This is a genomic window from Saccharibacillus kuerlensis DSM 22868 (assembly GCF_000378145.1).
Taxonomy (GTDB): domain Bacteria; phylum Bacillota; class Bacilli; order Paenibacillales; family Paenibacillaceae; genus Saccharibacillus; species Saccharibacillus kuerlensis.
The window spans coordinates 250,911-272,493 of the sequence record NZ_KB899277.1 but is presented as its reverse complement, the minus strand read 5'-3'; the positions used below and the strand labels follow the sequence as shown (position 1 = coordinate 272,493).

25 protein-coding genes are annotated in these 21,583 nt (G+C 49.5%); 21 read left to right on the top strand and 4 right to left on the bottom strand.

Annotated elements, in window-relative coordinates; translation table 11 throughout:
• Positions 1 to 30 precede the first annotated feature (30 nt).
• Positions 31 to 621, top strand: a complete 591-nt coding sequence (locus F456_RS0101275) for a TetR/AcrR family transcriptional regulator (protein WP_018975189.1) — start codon at positions 31 to 33, stop codon at positions 619 to 621.
• Positions 622 to 803: 182 nt separating this feature from the next.
• Positions 804 to 1,202 carry a hypothetical protein gene (locus F456_RS0101265; protein WP_018975187.1) on the top strand — a complete coding sequence of 133 codons (399 nt, stop codon included), beginning with the start codon at positions 804 to 806 and terminating at the stop codon, positions 1,200 to 1,202.
• 36 nt (positions 1,203 to 1,238) lie between these two features.
• Here the strand turns inward: F456_RS0101265 and F456_RS0101260 are convergent, their stop codons facing one another.
• Positions 1,239 to 1,505 (bottom strand): excalibur calcium-binding domain-containing protein, encoded by a 267-nt coding sequence (locus F456_RS0101260; protein ID WP_018975186.1) that lies wholly within the window; start codon positions 1,503 to 1,505, stop codon positions 1,239 to 1,241.
• Positions 1,506 to 1,712: 207 nt separating this feature from the next.
• Between F456_RS0101260 and F456_RS0101255 the strand changes: the two genes are divergently transcribed.
• The 6 genes from F456_RS0101255 to F456_RS23370 all read left to right on the top strand — a co-directional run bounded on the left by F456_RS0101255 (position 1,713) and on the right by F456_RS23370 (position 6,645).
• Positions 1,713 to 1,916, top strand: coding sequence for a hypothetical protein (locus F456_RS0101255; protein WP_018975185.1), 204 nt, complete (start codon positions 1,713 to 1,715; stop codon positions 1,914 to 1,916).
• 16 nt (positions 1,917 to 1,932) lie between these two features.
• The gene (locus F456_RS0101250) at positions 1,933 to 2,394 is read left to right on the top strand and encodes an SRPBCC family protein (RefSeq protein WP_229675600.1); all 462 of its coding nucleotides are present in this window, start codon (positions 1,933 to 1,935) and stop codon (positions 2,392 to 2,394) included.
• Positions 2,395 to 2,528: 134 nt separating this feature from the next.
• A complete protein-coding gene (gene thrC, locus F456_RS0101245; protein WP_018975183.1) occupies positions 2,529 to 3,953 on the top strand; it encodes a threonine synthase in 1,425 nt (474 codons plus the stop codon).
• A 49-nt stretch (positions 3,954 to 4,002) separates the two neighbouring features.
• Positions 4,003 to 4,772, top strand: a protein-coding gene (locus F456_RS23895) for an IS5 family transposase (protein WP_229675591.1) whose coding sequence is annotated in 2 segments (ribosomal slippage) — positions 4,003 to 4,350 and positions 4,353 to 4,772 — 768 coding nt in all. Because the reading frame shifts where the segments join, the coding sequence is not laid out codon by codon here.
• Between the two features lie 184 nt (positions 4,773 to 4,956).
• Positions 4,957 to 5,841 (top strand): NAD(P)-dependent oxidoreductase, encoded by an 885-nt coding sequence (locus F456_RS0101230; protein ID WP_018975180.1) that lies wholly within the window; start codon positions 4,957 to 4,959, stop codon positions 5,839 to 5,841.
• Between the two features lie 153 nt (positions 5,842 to 5,994).
• Positions 5,995 to 6,645 (top strand): hypothetical protein, encoded by a 651-nt coding sequence (locus tag F456_RS23370; protein ID WP_018975179.1) that lies wholly within the window; start codon positions 5,995 to 5,997, stop codon positions 6,643 to 6,645.
• A gap of 117 nt (positions 6,646 to 6,762) precedes the next feature.
• Here F456_RS23370 and F456_RS0101220 read toward each other — a convergent pair whose 3' ends face one another.
• A complete protein-coding gene (locus F456_RS0101220; RefSeq protein WP_018975178.1) occupies positions 6,763 to 8,145 on the bottom strand; it encodes an alkaline phosphatase in 1,383 nt (460 codons plus the stop codon).
• Positions 8,146 to 8,463: 318 nt separating this feature from the next.
• Here F456_RS0101220 and F456_RS0101215 point away from each other — a divergent pair, with 318 nt between their 5' ends.
• The 4 genes from F456_RS0101215 to F456_RS24170 are packed head-to-tail and all read left to right on the top strand — an operon-like array spanning position 8,464 to position 10,085.
• Positions 8,464 to 9,024, top strand: a complete 561-nt coding sequence (locus F456_RS0101215; RefSeq protein WP_018975177.1) for a histidine phosphatase family protein — start codon at positions 8,464 to 8,466, stop codon at positions 9,022 to 9,024.
• Positions 9,021 to 9,464 carry a ribosomal maturation YjgA family protein gene (locus F456_RS0101210; RefSeq protein WP_018975176.1) on the top strand — a complete coding sequence of 148 codons (444 nt, stop codon included), beginning with the start codon at positions 9,021 to 9,023 and terminating at the stop codon, positions 9,462 to 9,464. Before F456_RS0101215 ends, F456_RS0101210 begins: the two co-directional genes overlap by 4 nt.
• 58 nt (positions 9,465 to 9,522) lie before the next feature.
• Positions 9,523 to 9,918 carry a hypothetical protein gene (locus tag F456_RS0101205; protein ID WP_018975175.1) on the top strand — a complete coding sequence of 132 codons (396 nt, stop codon included), beginning with the start codon at positions 9,523 to 9,525 and terminating at the stop codon, positions 9,916 to 9,918.
• Positions 9,915 to 10,085 (top strand): hypothetical protein, encoded by a 171-nt coding sequence (locus F456_RS24170; protein WP_018975174.1) that lies wholly within the window; start codon positions 9,915 to 9,917, stop codon positions 10,083 to 10,085. Before F456_RS0101205 ends, F456_RS24170 begins: the two co-directional genes overlap by 4 nt.
• 217 nt (positions 10,086 to 10,302) lie before the next feature.
• On the opposite strand, the gene F456_RS0101190 is transcribed toward F456_RS24170, so the two are convergent.
• Positions 10,303 to 11,022, bottom strand: a complete 720-nt coding sequence (locus F456_RS0101190; protein WP_018975172.1) for a 3-keto-5-aminohexanoate cleavage protein — start codon at positions 11,020 to 11,022, stop codon at positions 10,303 to 10,305.
• Positions 11,023 to 11,301: 279 nt separating this feature from the next.
• Between F456_RS0101190 and F456_RS0101185 the strand changes: the two genes are divergently transcribed.
• From F456_RS0101185 to F456_RS0101155, 7 genes are all read left to right on the top strand, one after another.
• Positions 11,302 to 12,330, top strand: coding sequence for an HD-GYP domain-containing protein (locus F456_RS0101185; protein WP_026293577.1), 1,029 nt, complete (start codon positions 11,302 to 11,304; stop codon positions 12,328 to 12,330).
• Positions 12,331 to 12,607: 277 nt separating this feature from the next.
• Positions 12,608 to 13,222: a histidine phosphatase family protein gene (locus tag F456_RS0101180; RefSeq protein WP_018975170.1), complete on the top strand. Its 615-nt coding sequence runs from the start codon at positions 12,608 to 12,610 to the stop codon at positions 13,220 to 13,222.
• Positions 13,223 to 13,342: 120 nt separating this feature from the next.
• Entirely contained in the window at positions 13,343 to 14,122 is a 780-nt protein-coding gene (locus F456_RS0101175) for an ABC transporter ATP-binding protein (protein WP_018975169.1), read from the top strand.
• A 133-nt stretch (positions 14,123 to 14,255) separates the two neighbouring features.
• On the top strand, positions 14,256 to 14,414 hold the full coding sequence (locus F456_RS24510; protein ID WP_018975168.1) for a hypothetical protein: 159 nt from the start codon (positions 14,256 to 14,258) through the stop codon (positions 14,412 to 14,414).
• 246 nt (positions 14,415 to 14,660) lie between these two features.
• Positions 14,661 to 15,140 carry a GNAT family N-acetyltransferase gene (locus F456_RS0101165; RefSeq protein WP_018975167.1) on the top strand — a complete coding sequence of 160 codons (480 nt, stop codon included), beginning with the start codon at positions 14,661 to 14,663 and terminating at the stop codon, positions 15,138 to 15,140.
• 153 nt (positions 15,141 to 15,293) lie between these two features.
• Positions 15,294 to 15,770, top strand: coding sequence for a GNAT family N-acetyltransferase (locus F456_RS0101160; protein WP_018975166.1), 477 nt, complete (start codon positions 15,294 to 15,296; stop codon positions 15,768 to 15,770).
• Between the two features lie 189 nt (positions 15,771 to 15,959).
• A complete protein-coding gene (locus F456_RS0101155) occupies positions 15,960 to 16,406 on the top strand; it encodes an Hsp20/alpha crystallin family protein (RefSeq protein WP_018975165.1) in 447 nt (148 codons plus the stop codon).
• Between the two features lie 93 nt (positions 16,407 to 16,499).
• On the opposite strand, the gene F456_RS0101150 is transcribed toward F456_RS0101155, so the two are convergent.
• On the bottom strand, positions 16,500 to 17,570 hold the full coding sequence (locus F456_RS0101150; protein ID WP_018975164.1) for a hypothetical protein: 1,071 nt from the start codon (positions 17,568 to 17,570) through the stop codon (positions 16,500 to 16,502).
• 345 nt (positions 17,571 to 17,915) lie between these two features.
• Between F456_RS0101150 and F456_RS0101145 the strand changes: the two genes are divergently transcribed.
• On the top strand, positions 17,916 to 18,857 hold the full coding sequence (locus F456_RS0101145; RefSeq protein ID WP_018975163.1) for a DnaJ domain-containing protein: 942 nt from the start codon (positions 17,916 to 17,918) through the stop codon (positions 18,855 to 18,857).
• 86 nt (positions 18,858 to 18,943) lie between these two features.
• Entirely contained in the window at positions 18,944 to 21,547 is a 2,604-nt protein-coding gene (clpB, locus tag F456_RS0101140) for an ATP-dependent chaperone ClpB (protein WP_018975162.1), read from the top strand.
• The last annotated feature ends 36 nt before the right edge of the window (positions 21,548 to 21,583 follow it).

The following is a 21,583-nucleotide window of genomic DNA, read 5'->3' as shown; positions in this document are numbered from 1 at the left end:
CAGCTCGAAGATTTTTGGAGGAGGAATAGGGTGAGAACACGCGCTTTTGACGAAGAACAGGCGCTTGACGCCGCTATGAGGGTGTTTTGGGAAAAAGGATATCAGGCATCTTCCCTAAGTGACTTGACCGATAGAATGAATATTCGCAAGCCAAGTCTCTACGCAGCTTTCGGAGATAAACGAGAGCTGTTTGACAGAGCGCTCGATCGCTATATGCGGAAGCATGCGATTTATATGCAGCAGTTGTTGGATCGAGAGTCGAAAGTCATTCCGGCGTTTGAAGGACTGCTGCTTGATCTGGCTGCCGGAGGATGCGCTGGAGATCCGGCGCTCGGCTGTCTGATCGTGCTGACGATTGACGAGCTGGCTCCAAGTGAACCGGAATGGACAGCAAAAGCACGGGAACATCAGCTGTGTCTGGCCGGATTGTTCCGTGATAAAATTGCAGGCGGACTTGTATCGGGTGAGCTTGCGCCAGGACAAAATGCTGAAGCATTAGGCAATGCCCTGCTGACATCAGTGATCGGGTTGACAATTATGCTTAAAACGATGCCCGATGCCACTTTTATTGAAACGACAATTGCTTCGATACTGACAATGTTCCAACAAGGGCAATCCTAACGACGATCTCTCTTTTCCGTAACATTTTCTTCTGCAAAGCGTTTATAATAAATATAACATTCCTTATTTTTGAAAAAACGGGAGGTGCAGCCGTTGGAAATCCAAATCAGAATTATCGGGTACAAAGTGTCGGCTCCGGTGCGACTGCTGCAGGATGCGGGGTACAAGCAGCCTTTATGTTAATGCTCACTTACCAACATTATGAAACTGGGCAGACCGGTACTGTAATGAGTTCGATCAGTGTCTGGGTTACGCTGGCTTGGGGTTTGTTCATGACAATTGTTGCATTATCTGCAATCCGGCAGATGTTCAGACCCGCTTACACGCTTCAGATGGAGAAGGACAGCATAGCGCTGCGCAAACGGGAACTGAAGGCTGGAAAAATCAAACGAATTTATGTATCGGAAGAAGAGGATCCGGCAATCGGCATTAAGCCAAGAGGATTGTGGTTCGTGCTGAACGATTGTGCTTTTAAATTTGAAGGTGAAGCAGGAAGCGACTCCCAGCTGCGAGAGCTGATCCGCTGGGCCGGTGAGCATCAAATTCCGGTTATTCGAAAACAAGCGGCCCGCTGGATGTAACAGTCTGCAGCAAGAAAGGGATGCCCTAAGGCATCCCTATTTTTCACAGGCGATGAAATCTCTGTCCCGGTCTTTGCTTTTATTCGCTTTGTACAATTCCGCGGACACAAACGGTTTGTATTTGGTTTTGCCGCCTTTGTTTTTCACGCCTGCCGATTTTGCGACGCCGCCTTTGTAATCTTTGTTCAATTCCGTACAGTTCTTGTACTTCTTGGGTGCTGCGTGAGCGGTCTCTTGGGAGACAGGAAGCGCCACAGCAAGCAGCAGGACGAAGCTTAATCCGTAAGTCAGGCCTTTTCTCATCATCAATTCCTCCGATTGTTCAAGTGATCGCTGCAGATCAAAAAAGACCCCAGCGGCATCCTTTATTGATATCGGGCGGAAGGACGATAAATTTAAGCGGAAGGACTTTCTTTGATCCCAAGATCATAGACTAAGAGCTGGGCAGTAAGTGATGCGATGATCAGTCATATGGATGTGCAAGCTGAATTTTGAACGGAGGTTTGTAGAATGAAGAAGCAGGATGAGGGCTTTTTTGAAAAGGAAGAATGGGGTGGGCGCATCATGCTTCTATATATCCGGTACGCCTGTTTGTGGGTGATGCGGCGTTTATCGGCGGACAAACGACGTTACGATAGTCGGTTGAAGCGTCTACAAAGCGTTCTGGATGATGCGAAAAAAATTCGGATGCAGGATAAATGGGTTCGTTCGTGAGGAGAGGACACTCTTGGTGCGAATCAGCGAAGAAATAGTCATTCGAGCGCCGATCGGAATCTGCTTCGACGCCGCACGGAATATCGGACTGCATCCCCAAACGGTCTGGCCGTCTACGAGAGAACGGGCGCTGCCCAGCGGGAGAACGGAAGGACTGATCGAAAAAGGAGAGACGGTCGTGTTCGAAGCGATTCATTTCGGTGTGCGTCAACAATTGGTTTCGGTCGTGGAAGAAATGGACAAACCGCATGTTTTCGTGGATCGGATGCATAAGGGCGCTTTTCGGCATATGATGCACCGGCATGAATTTGAGGAAACGGCAGAGGGAACCTTAGTGCGGGACATTCTGGAATTCGGCTCTCCTCTGGGACCGATTGGGCAGGTATTCGATGCTCTTGTGCTGAAGCGATATATGCGATCATTCATCCTGTATCGGCAGCGCAAAATGAAAAATTTAATTGAAAATGTACACCCATAGAAGACAACAGTCCTGTGAGGACGAAGTTTCATAGGGATCCAACAAAGAATTTTTGAATGAAAATACAAAAAAAGACTGTCATCCGATGTCCGTTTCGAGGTATGATTGGTAAAAAAATCGCTTGGGGGCTTACGATGAACTACATCAGCACAAGAGGTCAAGTTGAACCGAAGGGCTTTATCGACACGGTCCTGATGGGATTGGGCGAAGACGGAGGATTGATGGTGCCGGAAACCATTCCGTCCGTGTCCGCCGAGACGCTGAACAAATGGAAAGGTTTGGAGTTCCGCGAGCTGTTTATCGAAATTTTCTCGCTATATGCGAATGGAGAAATTCCGGAAAATGATTTGAAAGAGCTCGTGGATGCCAGTTATGCTTCTTTCCGCGATCCTGAAGTTACACCGGTCCGCAAACTGAACGATTCCCTGTATATTTTGGAATTGTTCCACGGACCGACTTTCGCGTTTAAAGATGTGGCGCTGCAGTTTATGGGCGAATTCTACTCGTATGTGTCAAAGACGCGCGGCGAGATCATTCATATCCTTGGCGCAACATCCGGCGATACGGGTGCGGCAGCGATCCAGGGCGTACGCGGCAAAGAAGGCATTAAGATCTGCATTCTGCATCCGCATGAGAAAGTCAGCAAAGTGCAGGAACTGCAGATGACGACCGTGAACGACAAGAACGTACTAAACCTGTCGGTCAAAGGCAATTTCGACGACTGCCAGCGTATTATCAAGGAGCTGTTCTCCGATCTTTCGTTCAAGGGCGAACATCATCTGCGGGCGATTAACTCGATCAACTTTGTCCGCATTCTGGCACAGACCGTGTATTACTTCTATGCATACTTCCGCGTAAGCGATCAGCTTGGCAGCGACGCCGCTTCCAAAAAGATCAACGTCAGCGTGCCGTCCGGCAACTTCGGCAACATCTTCTCGGGCTTCCTGGCGAAAAAGATGGGTCTGCCAATCAACAAGCTGATTATTGCAACGAACGAAAACAACATTTTGGAGCGCTTTGTACAAACAGGCGAATATCGTCCGGGCGAATTCCGCAAAACGCATAGTCCATCGATGGATATCCAGGTGGCGAGCAACTTCGAGCGCTATCTCTATTATCTGCTGGACGAAGATTCCGCCAAAGTGTCCGATTACATGGCTCAGCTTGCAAGCGAAGGCCGAATTTTTGTCGAAGGCGAGCTGCTGGAGCGTGTGCAGAGCGAACTGCATGCACTGGGAGCCAAGAACGAGCAGGGGCTTGAGTTGATACGCAAATACAAGTCGGAGTACGATTATCTGCTTGATCCGCATACAGCGTGCGGCGTTGCGGCTTATGAAGCATTTAACGAAGAAGGCGAAGTAACGGCGGCATTTGCAACGGCGCATCCCGCGAAGTTCGACGAAGCGGTGCGGCTGATCAATATTGTGCAGGAATTCCCGGTACAGATCGCGGAGCTGGTCGCCAAGGACCAATTCCAGACTGTAATTGAAAATGACAAAGCCGAAGTGACGCGTCAGCTCGAAGCGTTCTTTGCAGGTGATACGGTAAGTAAGGCTTAGGGCGTGTCTTCAAAATGCACGCACCCTCATTTTAGGTTAAATCTGAAGTATGGAAACCAATTCTCGATATGAACTTCGTGACGATCAATGGGAACGTCTTGTGCACTTGCTGCCACCGGAGCGAACCGGAAAGAAAGGAAGACCGGCTCACGACAATCGGAACATGGTAAATGCCATGCTTTGGATCAATCGTTCCGGCGCTCCGTGGCGCGATCTGCCTGCCACTTATGGGTCCTGGAAATCGGTCCATACGCGCTTCAGACGCTGGCGGGAACTCGGGATTTTCGAACGAATTTTGGAACAACTGGCGAACGAACCTGACGAAGAAAGTCGGATGATTGATGCGACCCATGTTCGAGTTCACCAACATGCAGCAGGCGCAAAAGGGGGCGCTTCAAGCAGGCAATCGGACGATTCCGAGGCGGACTGACCACAAAAGTTCACGCGATCGTCGATGCGTTGGGCAATCCGCTTCGGTTTCGGCTCACGCCAGGGAATTTCGCCGATTGTACAATCGGTTACGACATGCTGGCATCCATGGATCTGCGTGGACGAATCGTGATTGCCGATCGGGGTTACGATACTGATCGGATTTTAAATCTGCTGCAAGAGCAGCAAGCGACAGCTGTGATTCCAAGCCGACTTCATCGGCGAGTTCAACGAGAAACGGATTGGTGGGTCTACAAAGAGCGCCATTTGGTTGAATGCTTGTTTAATAAGCTGAAAAACTACCGAAGATTAGCGACGCGCTACGATAAGTTGGCCGCTTCGTTCTCCGCTTTTTTATCGTTGGCTGCGATTGTATTATGGTTAGCATGAATTTGAAGACACGCTCTAACGAATATCATTTAAAAGTTTATTCAAAAGTGCTTCCGCCAAGGAAGCACTTTTTTGCATAGGAAATGAACAATCGAGAAACAGTCGGGCACACATGACTCCTGCTGCCCATTGCGGTATGCTAAATATAAATGAAAATGAATCGCGAAGAAGGAGTGTTGAAAATATGAAAAAATTGGCTTGGATCGGAACGGGGTATATGGGCCTGCCGATGTCCCGTAATCTGCTGAAAGCAGGATATTCGGTGAACGTATACAATCGCACAGCAGAAAAAGCCCGGCCGTTGGAACAAGAAGGGGCAGTACTTACCGATTCGCCGCAGGCAGCTGCAGTAGACGCCGAAGTCGTATTTATTATGCTGACGAAAGGGTCGGCTGTGGAAGAAGTACTGGAAGGTGAGAAGGGACTGCTGGCAGGGCTTTCCGCAGGCAAGATTGTCGTCAATATGAGCACCATTGCGCCGGAAGAAGCCCGTCAGTACGCGAATCGCGTAGAAGAAAGGGGTGCTGTCTATGTCGATGCGCCGGTATCCGGTTCGGTCGCTCCGGCAGAAAACGGGCAGCTGGTCATTCTGGCCGGAGGGACAAAGGATGCGGTAGCGCTGTGCGAGCCCTTCTTTGACATTCTTGGCAAAAAGACGATTCACTTTGGCGGGGTTGGCGCAGGAAGTTCGGCCAAACTGTCGATTAATCTGCTTCTCGGCGTTATGGCACAGGGCATCTCGGAGTCGCTGCTGATCGGTGAACGCGCTGGACTGGACCGTGCACAATTGATTGAGATGATCGGCGAATCCGCTGTCAACACACCAATGCTGGCTGGAAAAAAAGACATGTGGATGAACGAACAATTCCCTGCTGCGTTCATGGTCAGCCTGCTGTCCAAGGATCTGGGACTGCTGACGGCGGAAGCGAAGCGTGAAGGGATTCATCTGCCGCTGGCGGAAGCTGCAGACCGGACTTATGCCGATGCCGTACGCAGCGGCAAAGGGGAGCTGGACATGGCGGGCATCTGGCTGGAGCTGAAGGAGCGGAACGAAAGCAGCGGGAAGTAAAAGGCTGCAATATGAAGTGTAAAGCTTAACCGGCGGCCTGCAGGAGTAAAAACGATAAATGCGTTTATCTATAAACTTAGATGAGACGCAACTTGTGCTTCTTTTTTTGCGTTTAGAAGATAACAAAGAACGCTTAAGAAGGAGGAATAGGCAATGCACGCCAAACGGTTCGCACGAAAAAGTCCCAACCAAAGCAAGGCAGGAATTCGCTTATTTTTTGTGCTGTTGATCGCATTGGCAAGCATAGGCACAGGATTGACCGTCAATCCAAAACCAACGTATGCCTGCAGCTGCGCGATCATTGATACGGAGCAGGCGTCCGCCTACGCACATGCGATTTTCTCGGGTACCGTCGTCGATCGGCGTGAGAGTCCGGGTGGATTTGATGGAGCGCGATCAAGTGCCGATCCTGTGTATTATGTTTTTGAAGTCGATAAAGCCTGGAAAGGGGATGCTTACGAAACGACAACTGTTTCGACAGCTATGAGCAGTGCATCCTGTGGTACCGACTTTAAAATGGGCGAAAATTATCTCGTATTTGCGCGTGAAGATGAAGATCGAGGGATACTGACGACAAGCCTTTGCTCCGGCAATGAATGGTACGAATCGGGCATCGAACCGGCTGCTGTGCAGGAGTTGGGTAAGCCGGTTGAACTGCGGGACGGCGTTTCTCCTGGTTCGCCGGAAGAACATGGAGAAGATGTCACTATACCGGCTTACGTATGGTGGACAAGCGGGATTTTGGTGCTGCTGATCGCTGCGCTGGCGTTTGCTCTTTACCGTCGCAGGAGTCGCGTTAAGTGAAAGGGAGCCCTTGAACAAAAAATAAAAGTAGGCGAATGAAAAAGGGATACGGCTGATCAGCCGTATCCCTTTTTGTCAATTTTCATTCCTGTTTCGTTCCTGTCGGATCCTTGCTGCTTAACGCGTCGGCTTTCCGCCGAGCAGTTCGAAAATGATCTTCGCGTTGTCGGTGTTATCGATCAGTCCTCGGAAACGCTCGCTGCTTGGTCCGTAAGCGTAAACCGAAACGTCTTCACCGGTATGGCCGCCAGTCGTCCAGCCGGTAAACGAGCGGGTGTTAAAGATTGCTTCAATCGCGTTATCGATTGTTGTGAGATCTTTGCTCTTCGCCGCTTTTTTCACGGAAGCACGCTCTTCGTTTGTCAGCTTAAGCTTAATATTCTTCTTCAACACACTTTCTACCGATTCGCCCGCCACGATCTTAGCCGCCATGTAATCCGGTGTATGAACGGCCGCCTTGATCGGCGTTACGTCGAAGTTATATTCGCCGTTCGCTCCAAGGCTTAGTCCGCCGGTTGAGTGATCGGCCGTCGCGACGACGAGCGTATTGCCATCTTTTTTCGCAAAATCGATTGCGGCTTGGAACGCGCCTTCGAAGTCTTTCATTTCGCTCATTGCGCCGACGATGTCGTTATCGTGTCCCGCCCAGTCGATCTGACTGCCCTCGACCATAAGGAAGAAACCTTTGTCGTTATCGCTCAGCCGGTCGAGCGCGGCGTTCGTCATTTCTTTTAGCGAAGGCGTGGCGGAGGAACGGTCGATCATTTTGTCGAGGCCGCCGTCTGCAAACAGACCCAGCAGCTGCTGGTCTTTATTGGCCAGCAGACCTTTGCGGTCGGAAACATAACCGAAGCCGGCTTTTTTGAATTCTGCGGTCAAATCGCGGTCTTTTCGTACAAAATTGCTTTTTCCGCCGCCGAGCAGTACGTCAACCTTATGTTGGCCGCCAATCATTTCGTCGAAATAATCGTCCGCGATCGCGTCCATGTTTTTTCGGCTGATGTCATGTGAACCGAAAGCGGCCGGTGTTGCATGTGTGATCTCGGAAGTGGCGACAAGACCGGTAGACATACCGTTTTCTTTGGCCTGCTCCAGAACCGTTTTCACTTCCTTCTGATCGTTATCGACAGCGATTGCCGCGTTGTAAGTCTTGACTGCCGAAGACATGGCTGTCGCCGCCGAAGCAGAGTCGGTAATATTCTGGTGCTCGTCTTCAGGGTACGTCGTTTGTGCGCCGACCAGATACGAGTCAAACACGGTCTTTTCCATCAACGGCGTGGAAGATTTGTCTTTCATGTAGCGATAAGCCGTCATGTAAGAAGGGCCCATGCCATCGCCAATCAGGAAAATAACATTTTTGGCTGTTCCGGATGCCGGAACAGCTGCTGCAGTTGGAGCGTTTGCCGGAGAAGCCGGCTCTGCGGCTCCGCTCAGGGCGGGTGCTACCGCCAGGGTCAAGCCAAGTATGGCGGGGAGTCCTTTTTTAAATAAGCTGTTCATTTCAATTTCCTCCTTAAAATTATGTATCTTTTTCCAACAGATTCATGCTTAATCCATTCTGCTGGCGAAAAATAATAGTTGAACATATGAATAAGTATATATCTTTATCGTAAACTCAAGATCAGTGTTATGTAAAAATTGTGATAAAGTAAAAAGGAGGTGTCGCCTACCTAACTGTCTCAACAAGCAGGCATTTGAGACGAACGACGCTTCCTTTTTAGAACGGAGAAAGGTAGAGTGATAGTAAGGCCCTAGCGGGGCAGAAGAAATGCGCTGGAGATCGGCCGCGTCGAATTGTAGAAATCGGAGGCCGTGCCGATGGGAAAGGTGAGATCAGTATTGACGGTATTCTATTTGATTCGGCATGGAGAGCCGGATTGGCATACGTATAAGCCGCTGCGGCTAAAAGGGAACGGGCGAGATCTGGTGCCGCTCACGGAAGAAGGCGTACGGCAGGTAGAAAGAACTTCGGGCGATTCACGGCTGCGGGAAGCGGAGTTGATTCTCTCTTCGCCGTACACCCGGGCCATGCAAACGGCAGGCATTCTATCAAGGCGGCTGGATCTTGAACTGAAGGTCGAATACGATCTGAGAGAATGGCAGCCGGATCTGACATTCGAGTATGACAGTGAAGAACGGATGCGCGAACTTCGCGATGAATACAGCCGCTGCGGCGGCGTCTATCCAAATGGAGAAACCAAGCTGTGGGAAAGTCGGGAAATGCTTCTGAACCGGCTTGAGAATGTGCTGGAACGTTACTCGGGTTATTCGAAAGTGATAGCTGCTGGGCATGGTACATTGTTTGGCACACTTATTGGCCGAAGTGATATGGCTCACGCGGAGATTGTGGAATACGATACGGAGGCGGGACGAAGATGAGGGGCGATCGCAAACGCCGACATCGGCGGCGCTTTTATGGGCGCAGACGAGCCGCTTATCTAACCGCTGTGGTCATTGTCATGCTGTTGGGTCTTGCTTCGCGGACTTATGGCTTGGAACTGCCCGGATTTCTGGCCGTTCATACGGGAGATGCATTGTGGGCGGCTATGCTCTATCTGCTGTTTCGTCTGCTGCTGCCTGATCGGAGCCTGTTCGTGTGTGCCATAGCTGCATTGGCCTTAAGTTTCACGATCGAATTCAGCCAGCTGTACCGGGCGGATTGGATTAATGAGATTCGTGATTCGACGTTAGGTGCATTGATGCTGGGCCAAGGATTTTTGACTGCGGATTTGGCACGTTATGCAGCCGGAATTGCTGGGGCATTGGCAGTGGATATAACGGTTCTTTCTCTGCTGCGCCGATTAAATCGTCAGAAGTGAAGAACGAACGGGGAATCTTGGATTTGGGAAAGCTTGCAAAAGGGAAGGGGGACGAACGATGAGGAAGACCTTGATCGGCTGTGTATTAACATTGGTCGGCGCATGGATGATCGGATGTATTTTTATCGCAGCCGCGATATTTGTTCCTAACATGTCTACTTGGGAAGGAACTCGGATATGGTATGCCATTTTCGGAGACGGACCTTATGAAGCAGATTTGCAGCAAAGTATGGCGTTGGGACTGCCGTTTGCTGTTGGAATCCTGATATTAGTAATCGGACTGTTGATTTTGGCTGTCGAATACTTCCGTACAGAGAGGGTCGGTGCCGGAATGTCAGCGCCAACCCAGTCTCCTGCCGACGGTGAAGAGACAAAGCGGACGCTTCTTACTGTAGACAAGCCGCTTGCGGCAGGAGCAGAAGACATCCCGACAATGAAAGAGGTTCGCTCTTGAATAGGCCGATTGTCTCAATAGGCGGTGGTCAATTCCAAGCTGTGATCGGCAATAACGTACCCGTTACGCACACGACTTCAGTCATTCCAATCATTCTGGCGGTATGGATACAGTCCTACGTAGAGAAATTCTTCTCGTTCTTCGTTCATGAATCAATCAAAAAATGATTGCTGGCTGCTCCGGTATTGGCTCAAGCCGACGCCCCGAAAGGCGTATCGATTCCCGAAATTCCTGCGCTTGACAAGGAATTTGCGCCGGGGATTTCAGCAAATGAATTCAAGGGATTTGCGAAGCGTCTGAAGCATTCCGGCAATATCAACGAATAATCGGCAATAATACTTTTTGAAAAGACCTGCTTCCCGTTACCGGGAATGCAGGGCTTTTTTAAAAGCGTCCTTCAATCAATTTGGCTGTCTGGACCAGTTCTTCATTATCTTTGGCCGTAATACCGGACAGCAGCATGCTGCCGTCTTCCAAGCCGATTCGGCCGCCGAACCCTTGGAGCATGGCTTCTATGTACATTGACCACATCGTTCTCTCCGAGCCATGAAGTAGAATGGGCAGAGTGCATCCGACCCGCTTCAGCACACGCTGGATTTGCCGAACGGCTGCGGATTCCCGGCCGGAGTCAGGCTCATGGATGCCGACCAATATTCTCAGGCACGCTTCGCAGCCGGGCATAGCCGCAAAACGTTCCGCATCCGCTTCGGAACAGAGACCGGCTTCTACGTCGATTCCTAAAGAAAGCGCTGTCGCAATAATCCATTCGGCATCCGGTTCACGGATATTGATCGAGACGTAATCGGGGAGCACCTTCCAAGACCGCATAAGCTGCATTCTGGCTCCACTGTCAGGTACAATGGATCGAACGGTGGAAATACCGATTGGAATACCGGAGACCCGCTCGCGTACAGCCAGAAGCGTACGTGCAACGTCGATCGCCTCAAGACTTTCGCTGCCTTGTTCGTCGCGAACATGGATATGAAGTTCAGCCGCTCCGGCACGAACCACTTTTTCGGCATCGATCGCGATTTCTTCCGATGTGAATGGGATGGCCGGATGGTCGTTCCGATTTCGAGATCCGTTAAGACAGGCTTGAAGCATTTAGAATTCTCCTTTTTTAAAGCATAAAATCGCTTCCTGGTATATTCCAATTATCGGAAAGTGAGAGCGGTTTCTTTAGAGATAATTAATAATGAATTCCAATTTTATATAACCATATAATTACAAAATTATAAAATTGAAAGTAGGTGTTTGGCCTTATTTCTACGCTTTTTTACCCAACTAAAGTCGTCTTTACTGCTTGCTTTCTAATAAAAAAGGATTCATGTCCGATATTTCTTTTAAAGAGGAAATTTGTAAGTACTTTGGGAGGGTGGTCCATTGCGAATCCATGTAACAGATCTTCAGTACGGCGATAGGTTAAGAGAGGACGCATTTAGTCCAATGGGACTGCACGTGCTGCCGAAAGGTACAGCGGTCAAGGTCGAAGAGACCGACCTGTTGAATCGTCACAGGATCGATTACGTTGAGATTGAGCCCCGCACTTCGCAGACGGGAATGGGTGTACTCAGCGCAGCCATGCAAAGTCATATCGATCTTGCAATTCGTGGTTATCAGTCTATTTTCCTTGAAGCGCTGACCAATGGTGAATTTGAAGAACGATCGGTGGATCTGCAGTTGGAGCCGCTGCTTCAGACGGTGGATGAACATCGCGATATTGTATCTTTGCTGCTTGTATTGGAGCGGGAAGACGTTAGCTTGTATAATCATTCGATGCAGGTTGGCATGCTGTCCTACTATATAGCTACCTGGCTGGGGTACTCGCGCGAAGAATGTTATGCGATTAGCAGGGCTGGTTATCTTCATGATATCGGAAAAAGCAAAGTTTCTCCGGCAATCCGCAATCATGAGGAATATTTAACGGATTACGATAGGCAAGAACTGCGTAAACATACGAAATTCGGTTACGACATTATCCGAAATTCAATGGAAGACGAGATAGCGGCTATGGTCGCTTGGCAGCATCATGAACGCGAGGATGGTTCAGGTTATCCGCTGGGTCTAACCAAGGAGGACATCCACCCTTATTCGCAAATCGTGGCTGTAGCCGATACATATTTAGGGTTGTCAGAAAGCAAAAGAGGACAACCCAAGCGCCCGCTGCTTGATATTTTGCGGGAAGTACATGAATTGGGCTTTGGTAAGTTAAATGAAAGGCCGGTTCAGGCACTTGTCCAGCATTTGATGTCCAATTTGCTCGGCAAAGGTGTACGATTGAACAGCGGAGAGATCGGAACGATTATTCTTAACAACCCTTCAGATATTTTTAAGCCTCTTGTCCAGGTAGGCAATCAATTTTATGATTTGTCGCGGGAGCGGAGTTTAATTGTCGAAGAGGTTTTTATTTGAATAACGTTTGCGGCAAGGTCGATATTCGAGCTCATAAGACCTTGCCGACTTTCAACTAAGGGACTGCCCATTTCGGGAACGGTCCCTTTTGCAGCTTCAAGAGGCAGAAGTTTTTGTATCACTAGTCCGAACATGATCTAAATGCTGGCTATTCCTATAATTTAAAAACAGTACCTGAAAAATTCATGATAGAATCTGCCGATTGAACAAGCTTGGAAAAAGGCCGAAAATGAACATAACCGATAATCTAAAAGCAAACATGGGGGGATAAAGTAGAATGATAGAATTGTTGGTCGTGCGGCATGGCGAGTCGCAGGCGGATCTTGAAGACCGTCATGAAGGCCGGGCGGACTTTGAATTGACGCCGCTCGGCGAACGGCAAGCCGGGCTTGCCGCAGCCTGGATTGCCAAGCGATATCGTCCACATCAGATTTTGGCAAGTCCGCTGAAGAGAGCCGCGCGTACGGCGGAAGCGATCGCCCAGGAATGCAAGCTCATGGTCGCTTATGACGAAGCGTTAATGGAATGGAATAATGGGCTTCTGGCTGGCCTCAAGCGTGAGGAAGCACGGCTGCGTTATCCGCTTCCGCCCTCCGGCAGACAGCCTTACGATACGTTTGCCGATACGGAGTCGGAAATTCAATTTCGTGCACGTGCGGAAGACTTTCTAACGAGACTGCTGTTTGTGCATCGGAACAAGTCCGATCTGCACCGGATTTGTATCGTTTCGCATGGGGGAATGATCAATATGCTGTTTCAAAGTCTGCTGAATCTGCCGTTTCATACCGAACTGTCACTGGCTACCGGGGATACCGGAATTCATCTGTGGCGAATCGAAGGTTCGCGCAAGCGTATTGTGTTTACGAACGCTCAGGAGCATCTGCGCAGTTAAGCATTTATATCTTCTATCAAAACCGCCGCTCGGCGGTTTTTTGCGTTGTACACTACACTTTGCAAAACGTTTCTTCTTAGGCTACGATAAAAAAATCGACGCTTTAAAGGAGGAAAGAAAGTGGCAGCGGTAATTGAATTGAAAAACGTTTCCTGGAGACGTGGGGAACAAACCATTTTGCAGGATATCGAATGGACTGTCGAAGCGGGCCAGCACTGGGCAGTTCTGGGCCTTAACGGCTCAGGAAAGACAAGTATTCTCAACATGATCAATGGCTACATGTGGCCGTCAAGCGGTGAAATCTCTGTGCTCGGCCATAAATTTGGTACGATTGATCTGCGTGAACTGCGTAAATCGATCGGTTGGGTCAGTTCTTCGCTGCAGGAGAAGATTCGTCCAAACGAGCAGGCGCTCGATATCGTTGTCAGCGGCCGTCACGCTTCGATTGGTCTCTATGCACAGATCGAGAGTCAAGACCGACAGAGAGCTGAAGAGCTGATGCAGGATTTAGGGTGTTCACATCTGCTTGGGCGTACTTATCAGACCTGTTCGCAGGGAGAAAAGCAGAAGCTGCTGATTGCCCGTGCACTGATGGCGTCGCCTAAACTGCTGATTTTGGACGAAGCCAGCAACGGATTGGACTTCATTTCTCGGGAAGCGCTGCTGCAGAGCATCAATCGGCTAGCTTCAAGGCCCGATGCACCGACTTTGCTGCTGGTAACGCACCATACAGAAGAAATATCCGCTGTATTTTCGCATTCGCTGCTTATTCGTCGCGGCCGAATATTCGCCAAGGGACGATCGCAAGATGTGCTGCAGGATGAGAATTTGTCCGACTTTTTCGAGATGCCGGTAGGTGTCGATTGGCGCAATGGTCGAGCCTGGCTTTCCGTGCGCTGAGGGAAATCCTTGCTCAATGTGTACGGCCGGTCAGCAGGCAAGGTTACTAAAAAAGTGTTTGTCTCTCGCTCCAGCGGGTAATGATAGGATGTTGAGCAACAATAAATTAGAACACGCTGAGGAGGAAACCAACATGACAGATCAAAACCAAGATCCGAATCAACAAAGTGCCGGCGAAGATACGCTGATGGAAAAAGAAAGAAAAGAAAAAGGCGCAAATGTCGAGACGCAAGCGGACGAATGGGCAAATGACACTTCTCCAAAAGCGGACGGCGACACAGACGGAAAATAATGCTGGCTGTATAGTCAGCCTATTTACAGCACGTCATGCAAAAAACCGATGCCATTGTTAAGGGCATCGGTTTTTTGTATCGGGATTTCAAATTTGCGCACAGAGAGGCCTAAGTTCGTTAGAGATCACCCTGATTCCTCCAGCAGAATCCTTTTTGCCTAATAAACGGAATTTTAGTAGAATGAAGATTGCTGATAGTCCGATAGACCTTTGGCAGGCAACCCACAACAGACGGGAGCGAATACAATGAGCGAATTGATCATGCGCACGGCCGAAATCGACGATATTGCGCAGCTGGCCGAAATGCGTTACGATTCAACGCTGGAGAATCATCCTGAATTGAGAATTACAGATGAACAGAAACGCGATTACACCGATGAAATGCATGAGTTTCTGGAGGAAGTGATCGGTTCGGAGCATTGGGTGCTATGGGTTGCGGAGTACGGAAATGAGATCGTTTCGCATGCCTATCTGGAAGTGGTCCGGAAAGTTCCCTGTCCCGGCCGCATGACCAAGTCTTTTATTTATATGACCAATGTGTATACCCGTCCCAAGCATCGGGGATTGGGCATCGCAAGTCGGCTGACTCAAGTTATTGAAAAATGGTCGAGAGAGCTGGAGCATGACTTTATCTTGGTGTGGCCGGACAAGCGGGGCGAAGCCTTTTATACAAAAAACGGCTATACGATATGTTCGGAGCCGATGGAGCTGAAGCTTTCAAATTAAGCGCAGCCCAAAACTTCGGTATATACTTATCATCGAAAGCACAACCATAGGGTATCGGAAAAAGTCAGTGCGCGGTCATGTCCGCATACTGGCTTTTTCGTTTAATATACGGGATATATTCACATGATAATACAGCGGAAAGAAGGAAAACGAATGGCAGATTCAAGTAAGCAAAAGTTATCTCAGCTGACTGTCAGAAGGGAAACGGACAGTGAAGCTGAACAGCTGTGCGAACTGTTCGGCCAACTTGGATATCCTACAGAACCGACAGCTTTAGCTGCCCGATTGCGTGTGCTGCGTGAACATGGCGATTATGTAACGCTGGTTGCGGAGCAGTCCGACAAGCTGACCGGCGTGATTACGCTGCACAAGGAACAGCCGCTGCTTCACGATCAATCCGAAATTTGGGTAATGGCTCTAGTAGTGTCGGAGAATCATCGGGGAGAAGGAATTGGGGGTAAACTGCTCAAGGAAGCGGAAAAGTGGGCAAGTGAGCTGGGAGCGCTTTATGTCAAGTTGAATAGCGGCAATAGGGATGAACGGCAGGCCGCACATCGTTTCTATCGGAGTCAAGGATATACTGCAGGATCAACAGGATTTTCTAAAAGGATACAAATCGAAAATGCTTAGAAAAGAAGAAAATTTCTACTAAATTCCGAAAATGGTCCATAAATATACAAATTCGCCTGTAAAATGCCTGGAACTCTTTTGCTAATTCTGCGTATTCGCTTTATAATGAAGTAGTAAAGTCAATAAAGGTCAAACAAACTTCAGACAAAGTGCTTCATCGACTAATCGATTTCGAGAGGAGAATGGACGATGTTTGAACAAGGCCCTTTTGGCAGACAGGCAGAAGAGATGATCGAGCAGTTGAAAAAGACGTTGGGGGATACGTTCGGCGAAGACTTTACGGCTTCGGTACGCGAACGTGCCATGTCTTTTCGTACAGATCTTATTGAGGAAGACACGCGTTTTTTGTTGGAGGCCGAGCTTCCTGGATTCCGCAAAGAAGAGATTGACATTGACTACACAGCTTCTTATCTGACGATTCGCGCTGTTCGGCATGAACAGAATCCGGAAAGTGATGAGACACGACGCGTGATACGCAGCGAGCGCCGATATGGAGAATTTGTTCGTCGCTTCTTCATCGAAAATGCCGACCGTGATAAAATCCGTGCATCGCTTAAAGACGGGATTCTTAAGCTGGACATTCCTAAAAAGGAGGTTGCCGGTGGTAAACGCATCTTGATTGAAGGCGAAGACTGATCAGTCGGACAAAGTCCCCATACAAGTAAAAGACACCGGATCATTCTTCCGGTGTCTCTTTTTAATTCTTTCAATAATATTCAACTAAATTCCTTAAGGACGCAGTTTAGAATGGAATATAGCGACCGCTTCGACCAGTGAAGCTCGTGCCTCGCTTAACTGAGCCTGCGAAGAATTTCTGGAAAGTGTCAAAGCTGACTTGTTAACCGCTTTGCGCAGTTCGCCAAATGCGGAGTTTGGATATTGTCCTGAACGAATGCCTTTAGGCAAATCGTACAGCTTGCGGGCTTCGTCCAACTCATTAGCCAGCTGTATCCCTTCGTCAGCAGATATTCCTTCCTGACAGGCATTATAAGCACTTTGTACACAGCGAGTTGCGGCTTCAACAGCCAGCAGGCCGGATGTTCCGTTCAAGAGCTTATCCAACTCGTCGGCCTGAACTTTGAAAGCTTCCACCAGTTTGTCGGAGTTTTCGTCTGAAGAGGCGTTAGCAGCTAGAGCTTCGATCGTTTGGCGCTCAGTGTTCAATTTATTCAGACGATCTGCCCGATCAAAATTCATAGAGTCGTTTAATGCCGCGGCACCCTCTATGTATTTGCGATATTGATCACAGAACTGAGAAACCGTCGAACTTTCATTGTAAACAACCGCTTGAGCTTCTTCGATGATGGCAAACATTTTATCTGCGGCATCTTGTGGATATGTCCCTGGAGTCGTTCCAATCGAATCGTTCAGCATTCGGGCCATTTGAAAAGTCTGGCGTTCGAGAATGGAAGCGTCACGGATATACTCTTCAATGTAAGCGGTAAGAGCGGAATCGAGATTGGCGTAAGCAAGGTTGAGTTCAGCGGGGGAGGACGCAGGATTGAGCAAAAGAATGCGCGCGCTGTCTGAATGTAACTTTATCGCTTGATACCGGGCATTATCCGGATCACTGTAAAAGTCGCTGGAAGCTTGGTTGCAGATGGCGAGCATTTTTACCAACGCAGCTCGTTCTACACTGTTCCAATAAGAGAGATGGGAGGATGAAGCGGTTTGATCAACGGAAGCAGCATGAGCGATTGGTCCGAATGACGGCACGGCCCAGGCTCCTCCAAAAGTTACACTGAAAGCCAGTACGGCGGTTACCCATTTTCCCGTTCCCGGCATTTTGGATCTATTCAAAAAAACTCCTCCTCATATATCTTGATGTCTGCATGCAATTTAGTTCCTGATTTATCTTAAACAAATTCCGCAAACTGAAACCGCTTAATTGAAAAAAAAGAAGAAAATACATATAAGTATTTTTATGTTTCTATAAACAAGTTAAATGAGCCTAATTTAAACTCACAATCATACGTTTACAGATAATTTGAGATGCAACGAATCCTGTCGAATATGCGTAACAAAGGAAAGGAACAAACATAAAAGGAAGGTACACGGCTTGCTTTTCTATAAAAGGAGAGAGATTCGGGTATAGAGAGGTAAGGAAGGCGGGCAGAAGCTCGGTTTATAAGGGGGAGGAAGGTCATGCCGGACAAAAACCATTACCATGTACTCGGGGTCGAAGCAAACGCCTCCCAGTCGGAAATCAAGAAAGCCTATCAAAAACTGGCCAAGCAGTGGCATCCTGACGTGAACAAGACGCAGGGAGCGGAAGAGCGCTTCAAAGAAATTGCCGCCGCCTATGAGGTGATCGGCAGTGAGGATAAGCGCCGCGAATACGATGCTCATCGGCGCCGCTCTGCAGACGGTTTTGGAAGCAGAACTTCTCGGGATCGGCACAGGGAATCGGAATTCGGTTCTCAAGGAAGAGGTTTCGGAAATTCAGGGGGAAGTTTCGACTGGATTAATGATCTGCAGCACGAAGACATTTTTGATATGTTTTTCAACGAACGTGTGGGCGGAATGGGAGGTTTCGGCAGTACGGCAGCTGAAGCGGAGATGCGGGGACCGGCTCAGTCTACGCTTGAGGTAACGCTTGAACAGGCGTATCGTGGAGAGACAGTTCGAATTATGCTTGGAGGCAAAACAATTGGGCTGCGGCTGCCGGAACGATCAAGAAACGGTAATACGATTCGAATGACCGGAAACGGAAGCAACGGATTGGCTTCGGGAGAAGAGCTGCGAATCGTGCTTAACATATTGGAACATCCTGTTTATACGCTGGAAGAGGAGAATCTTGTAGCCGCGCTGCGTATTGCACCGTGGCAGTCGGCACTCGGAGGAAAGGCGCGAATTATGCTGCCCGATGGAGCGGCGGTCAATCTAAACATTCCGCGAGCGATCGCTGCCGGCCGGAGACTTCGCATTCCGCGCCGCGGGCTGCGTCGCGCGGATGGAACTTACGGTGATTTATTTGCCGAGATCGAGATCATAGTGCCGGAACCTACTTCGGCGGAAGAAGAATTGTACCGTCGTTTGGCAAATCTGTCAGGCTTTCAACCGCAGCTAGGAAAGCGGAAGTCCTGAATACTGCCCGGAATCGACATTCGGCAAAATATTATGCAGAGCATCATAGCAAGAGAGCCTAACCTATAGAGTTGGAGGAGAACAAGATGGATTTCAACCGATTGACGCAGAAGCTGGAGGAAGCGATCTCGGCTTCGCAGGCGCTTGCATCATCGAGCGGCCATCAAGAGATCGATACTCCTCACTTATTTCACTCACTGTTGAAGCAGAGCGGAGGGCTGCTGCCGAGACTGCTTCAGCGTCTAGACGTTTCCGAAGCGCGGATACTTTATAAAGTGGATGAACTTCTGAGGCGGAAAGCGCGAGTCAGCGGAGGTGTACAGCCTTATCTTTCAGCAGATATGCTTGCTGTATTGGAACGAGCGCAGAAGGAAGCGGAGCAAATGAGCGACGAGTTTACGGCCGTCGAACATGTCACGCTTGCTTTTGATCAAGATAAACGGGGCGGAATACGAGAACTGTTGCGTGCCGAAGGCATAACACGCGAGAAGCTGCTCGGTGTGTTGAAGGACATTCGCGGCAGCCAGCGGATCACAAGCCGCGAACCGGAAGGGACGTATGAAGTGTTGGAGAAATATGGACGAGACCTTGTCGCTGAAGTACGTGCAGGTCGGATTGATCCGGTTATTGGACGAGATGTCGAAATCCGCCGCGTTATTCGGATCTTATCTCGCAAAACGAAAAATAATCCGGTGCTGATCGGTGAACCTGGAGTCGGCAAGACGGCAATCGTTGAAGGATTGGCGCATCGAATCGTTCGCCGTGATGTGCCGGAAGGGCTGAAGGACCGTACTATTTTCTCGCTCGATATAAGCGCACTCATTGCGGGAGCGAAATACCGGGGCGAATTTGAAGAAAGACTGCAGGCCGTACTTCGCGAAATTAAGGAAGCAAATGGACGAATTATTCTGTTTATTGATGAAGTGCATACCATTGTCGGTGCAGGCAGATCCGAGGGAGCAATGGATGCGGGAAATATGTTGAAACCTATGCTGGCGCGAGGCGAGCTGCACTGTATTGGAGCGACCACTTTGGACGAATATCGGGAGCATGTAGAGAAAGACCCGGCATTGGAACGCCGATTCCAGAAAGTGCTGGTCGGCGAGCCAAGCGTAGAAGATACCATCTCAATCTTGCGCGGTCTCCGAGAGCGATTCGAAGTTCATCATGGGGTCAAGATTTATGACAGTGCTCTAGTGGCAGCCGGTGTGCTGTCCAATCGTTATATTTCCGACCGTTATCTTCCCGACAAGGCAATCGATCTTGTGGACGAGGCTTGTGCGATGATCCGAACCGAAATCGATTCTATGCCTGGAGAGATGGACGAGGTGACCCGCCGAATGATGCAGATGGAGATTGAAGAGGCCGCTCTTCGCAAGGAGACGGACCCGGCCAGCAGAAAACGTCTGGATAATCTCCAGCGCGAGCTGGCCGATCTCAAAGAGCAGCATTTGGTTATGAAAGAACGCTGGGAGCAGGAGAAAGCCGCAATTGAGGGAGCACGTGAACTGCAGCGCCGACTAGAGCAGGCACGCAAAGATTTGGAGCAGGCGCAGGAAGAGTACGATCTGAATAAGTCGGCTGAACTGAGTTACGGTATCATTCCCAATCTGGAACGTGAACTGAAGCAGGTCAAGGAAGCTGCGCAGCATGGACAGGAAGATCGAATGCTGAAAGAAGCGGTAACCGAATCGGAAATTTCGGATATCGTATCCAAATGGACAGGAATTCCGGTCAGTCGTCTTGTTGAAGGCGAGCGGGAAAAGCTGCTGCGTCTAGAAGACATCCTGCGTGAGCGGGTTGTGGGTCAGGATGAAGCGATAAGCCTTGTCACGGATGCTGTACTCAGAGCGCGAGCAGGTATCAAGGACCCAAATCGTCCGATCGGTTCCTTCCTCTTCCTGGGCCCAACGGGCGTCGGTAAAACGGAATTGGCCAAAGCCTTGTCTGCCGTATTGTTCGATCGGGAAGAGAGCAGAATTCGGATCGATATGTCCGAATACATGGAGAAGCACAGCGTGTCGCGTCTGATTGGTGCGCCTCCCGGGTACATCGGCTATGAAGAAGGCGGTCAGCTGACCGAAGCGGTCCGGCGGCAGCCTTACTCCGTCGTTCTGCTTGACGAAGTGGAGAAGGCGCATCCCGATGTTTTCAATATTCTTCTGCAGCTGCTTGATGACGGACGTTTGACTGATTCGCGAGGTCGTAATGTCGATTTTAAAAATACAATTGTAATTATGACTTCAAATATCGGCTCGGCATATCTAAGCGGTGGTATTTCAGAGGGTGGAGTTTCAAATGGCATTTCAGAAGCGGCGCGGGAAAACGTCATGCGTGAGCTTCGCAGTCATTTCCGGCCCGAGTTTCTTAACCGGATCGACGATGTCGTGCTGTTTAAGCCGCTTGGGATGTCCGAGATCGAGCAGATTGTGCTAAAACTGGCCGATGAACTGCGCAGCCGTCTGTCGGAACGCAGAATCGAACTTGAATTGTCCAGACCTGCGGCTCGGTTGATTGCCCGGGAAGGTTTTGATCCCGTCTATGGCGCACGTCCGCTCAAGCGATTTATACAGCGTTCATTGGAGACGAAGGTTGCCCGGGCTCTTATTGCCGGCGAAGTACAGGATGGTGAGCGGCTGCTGGTTGATGAAGAGGACGGCTCGCTGACTATAAAGGTTGGACCCAATTAGAAATGAATGGCTGCTAACCAAACGGGAATATCTGCG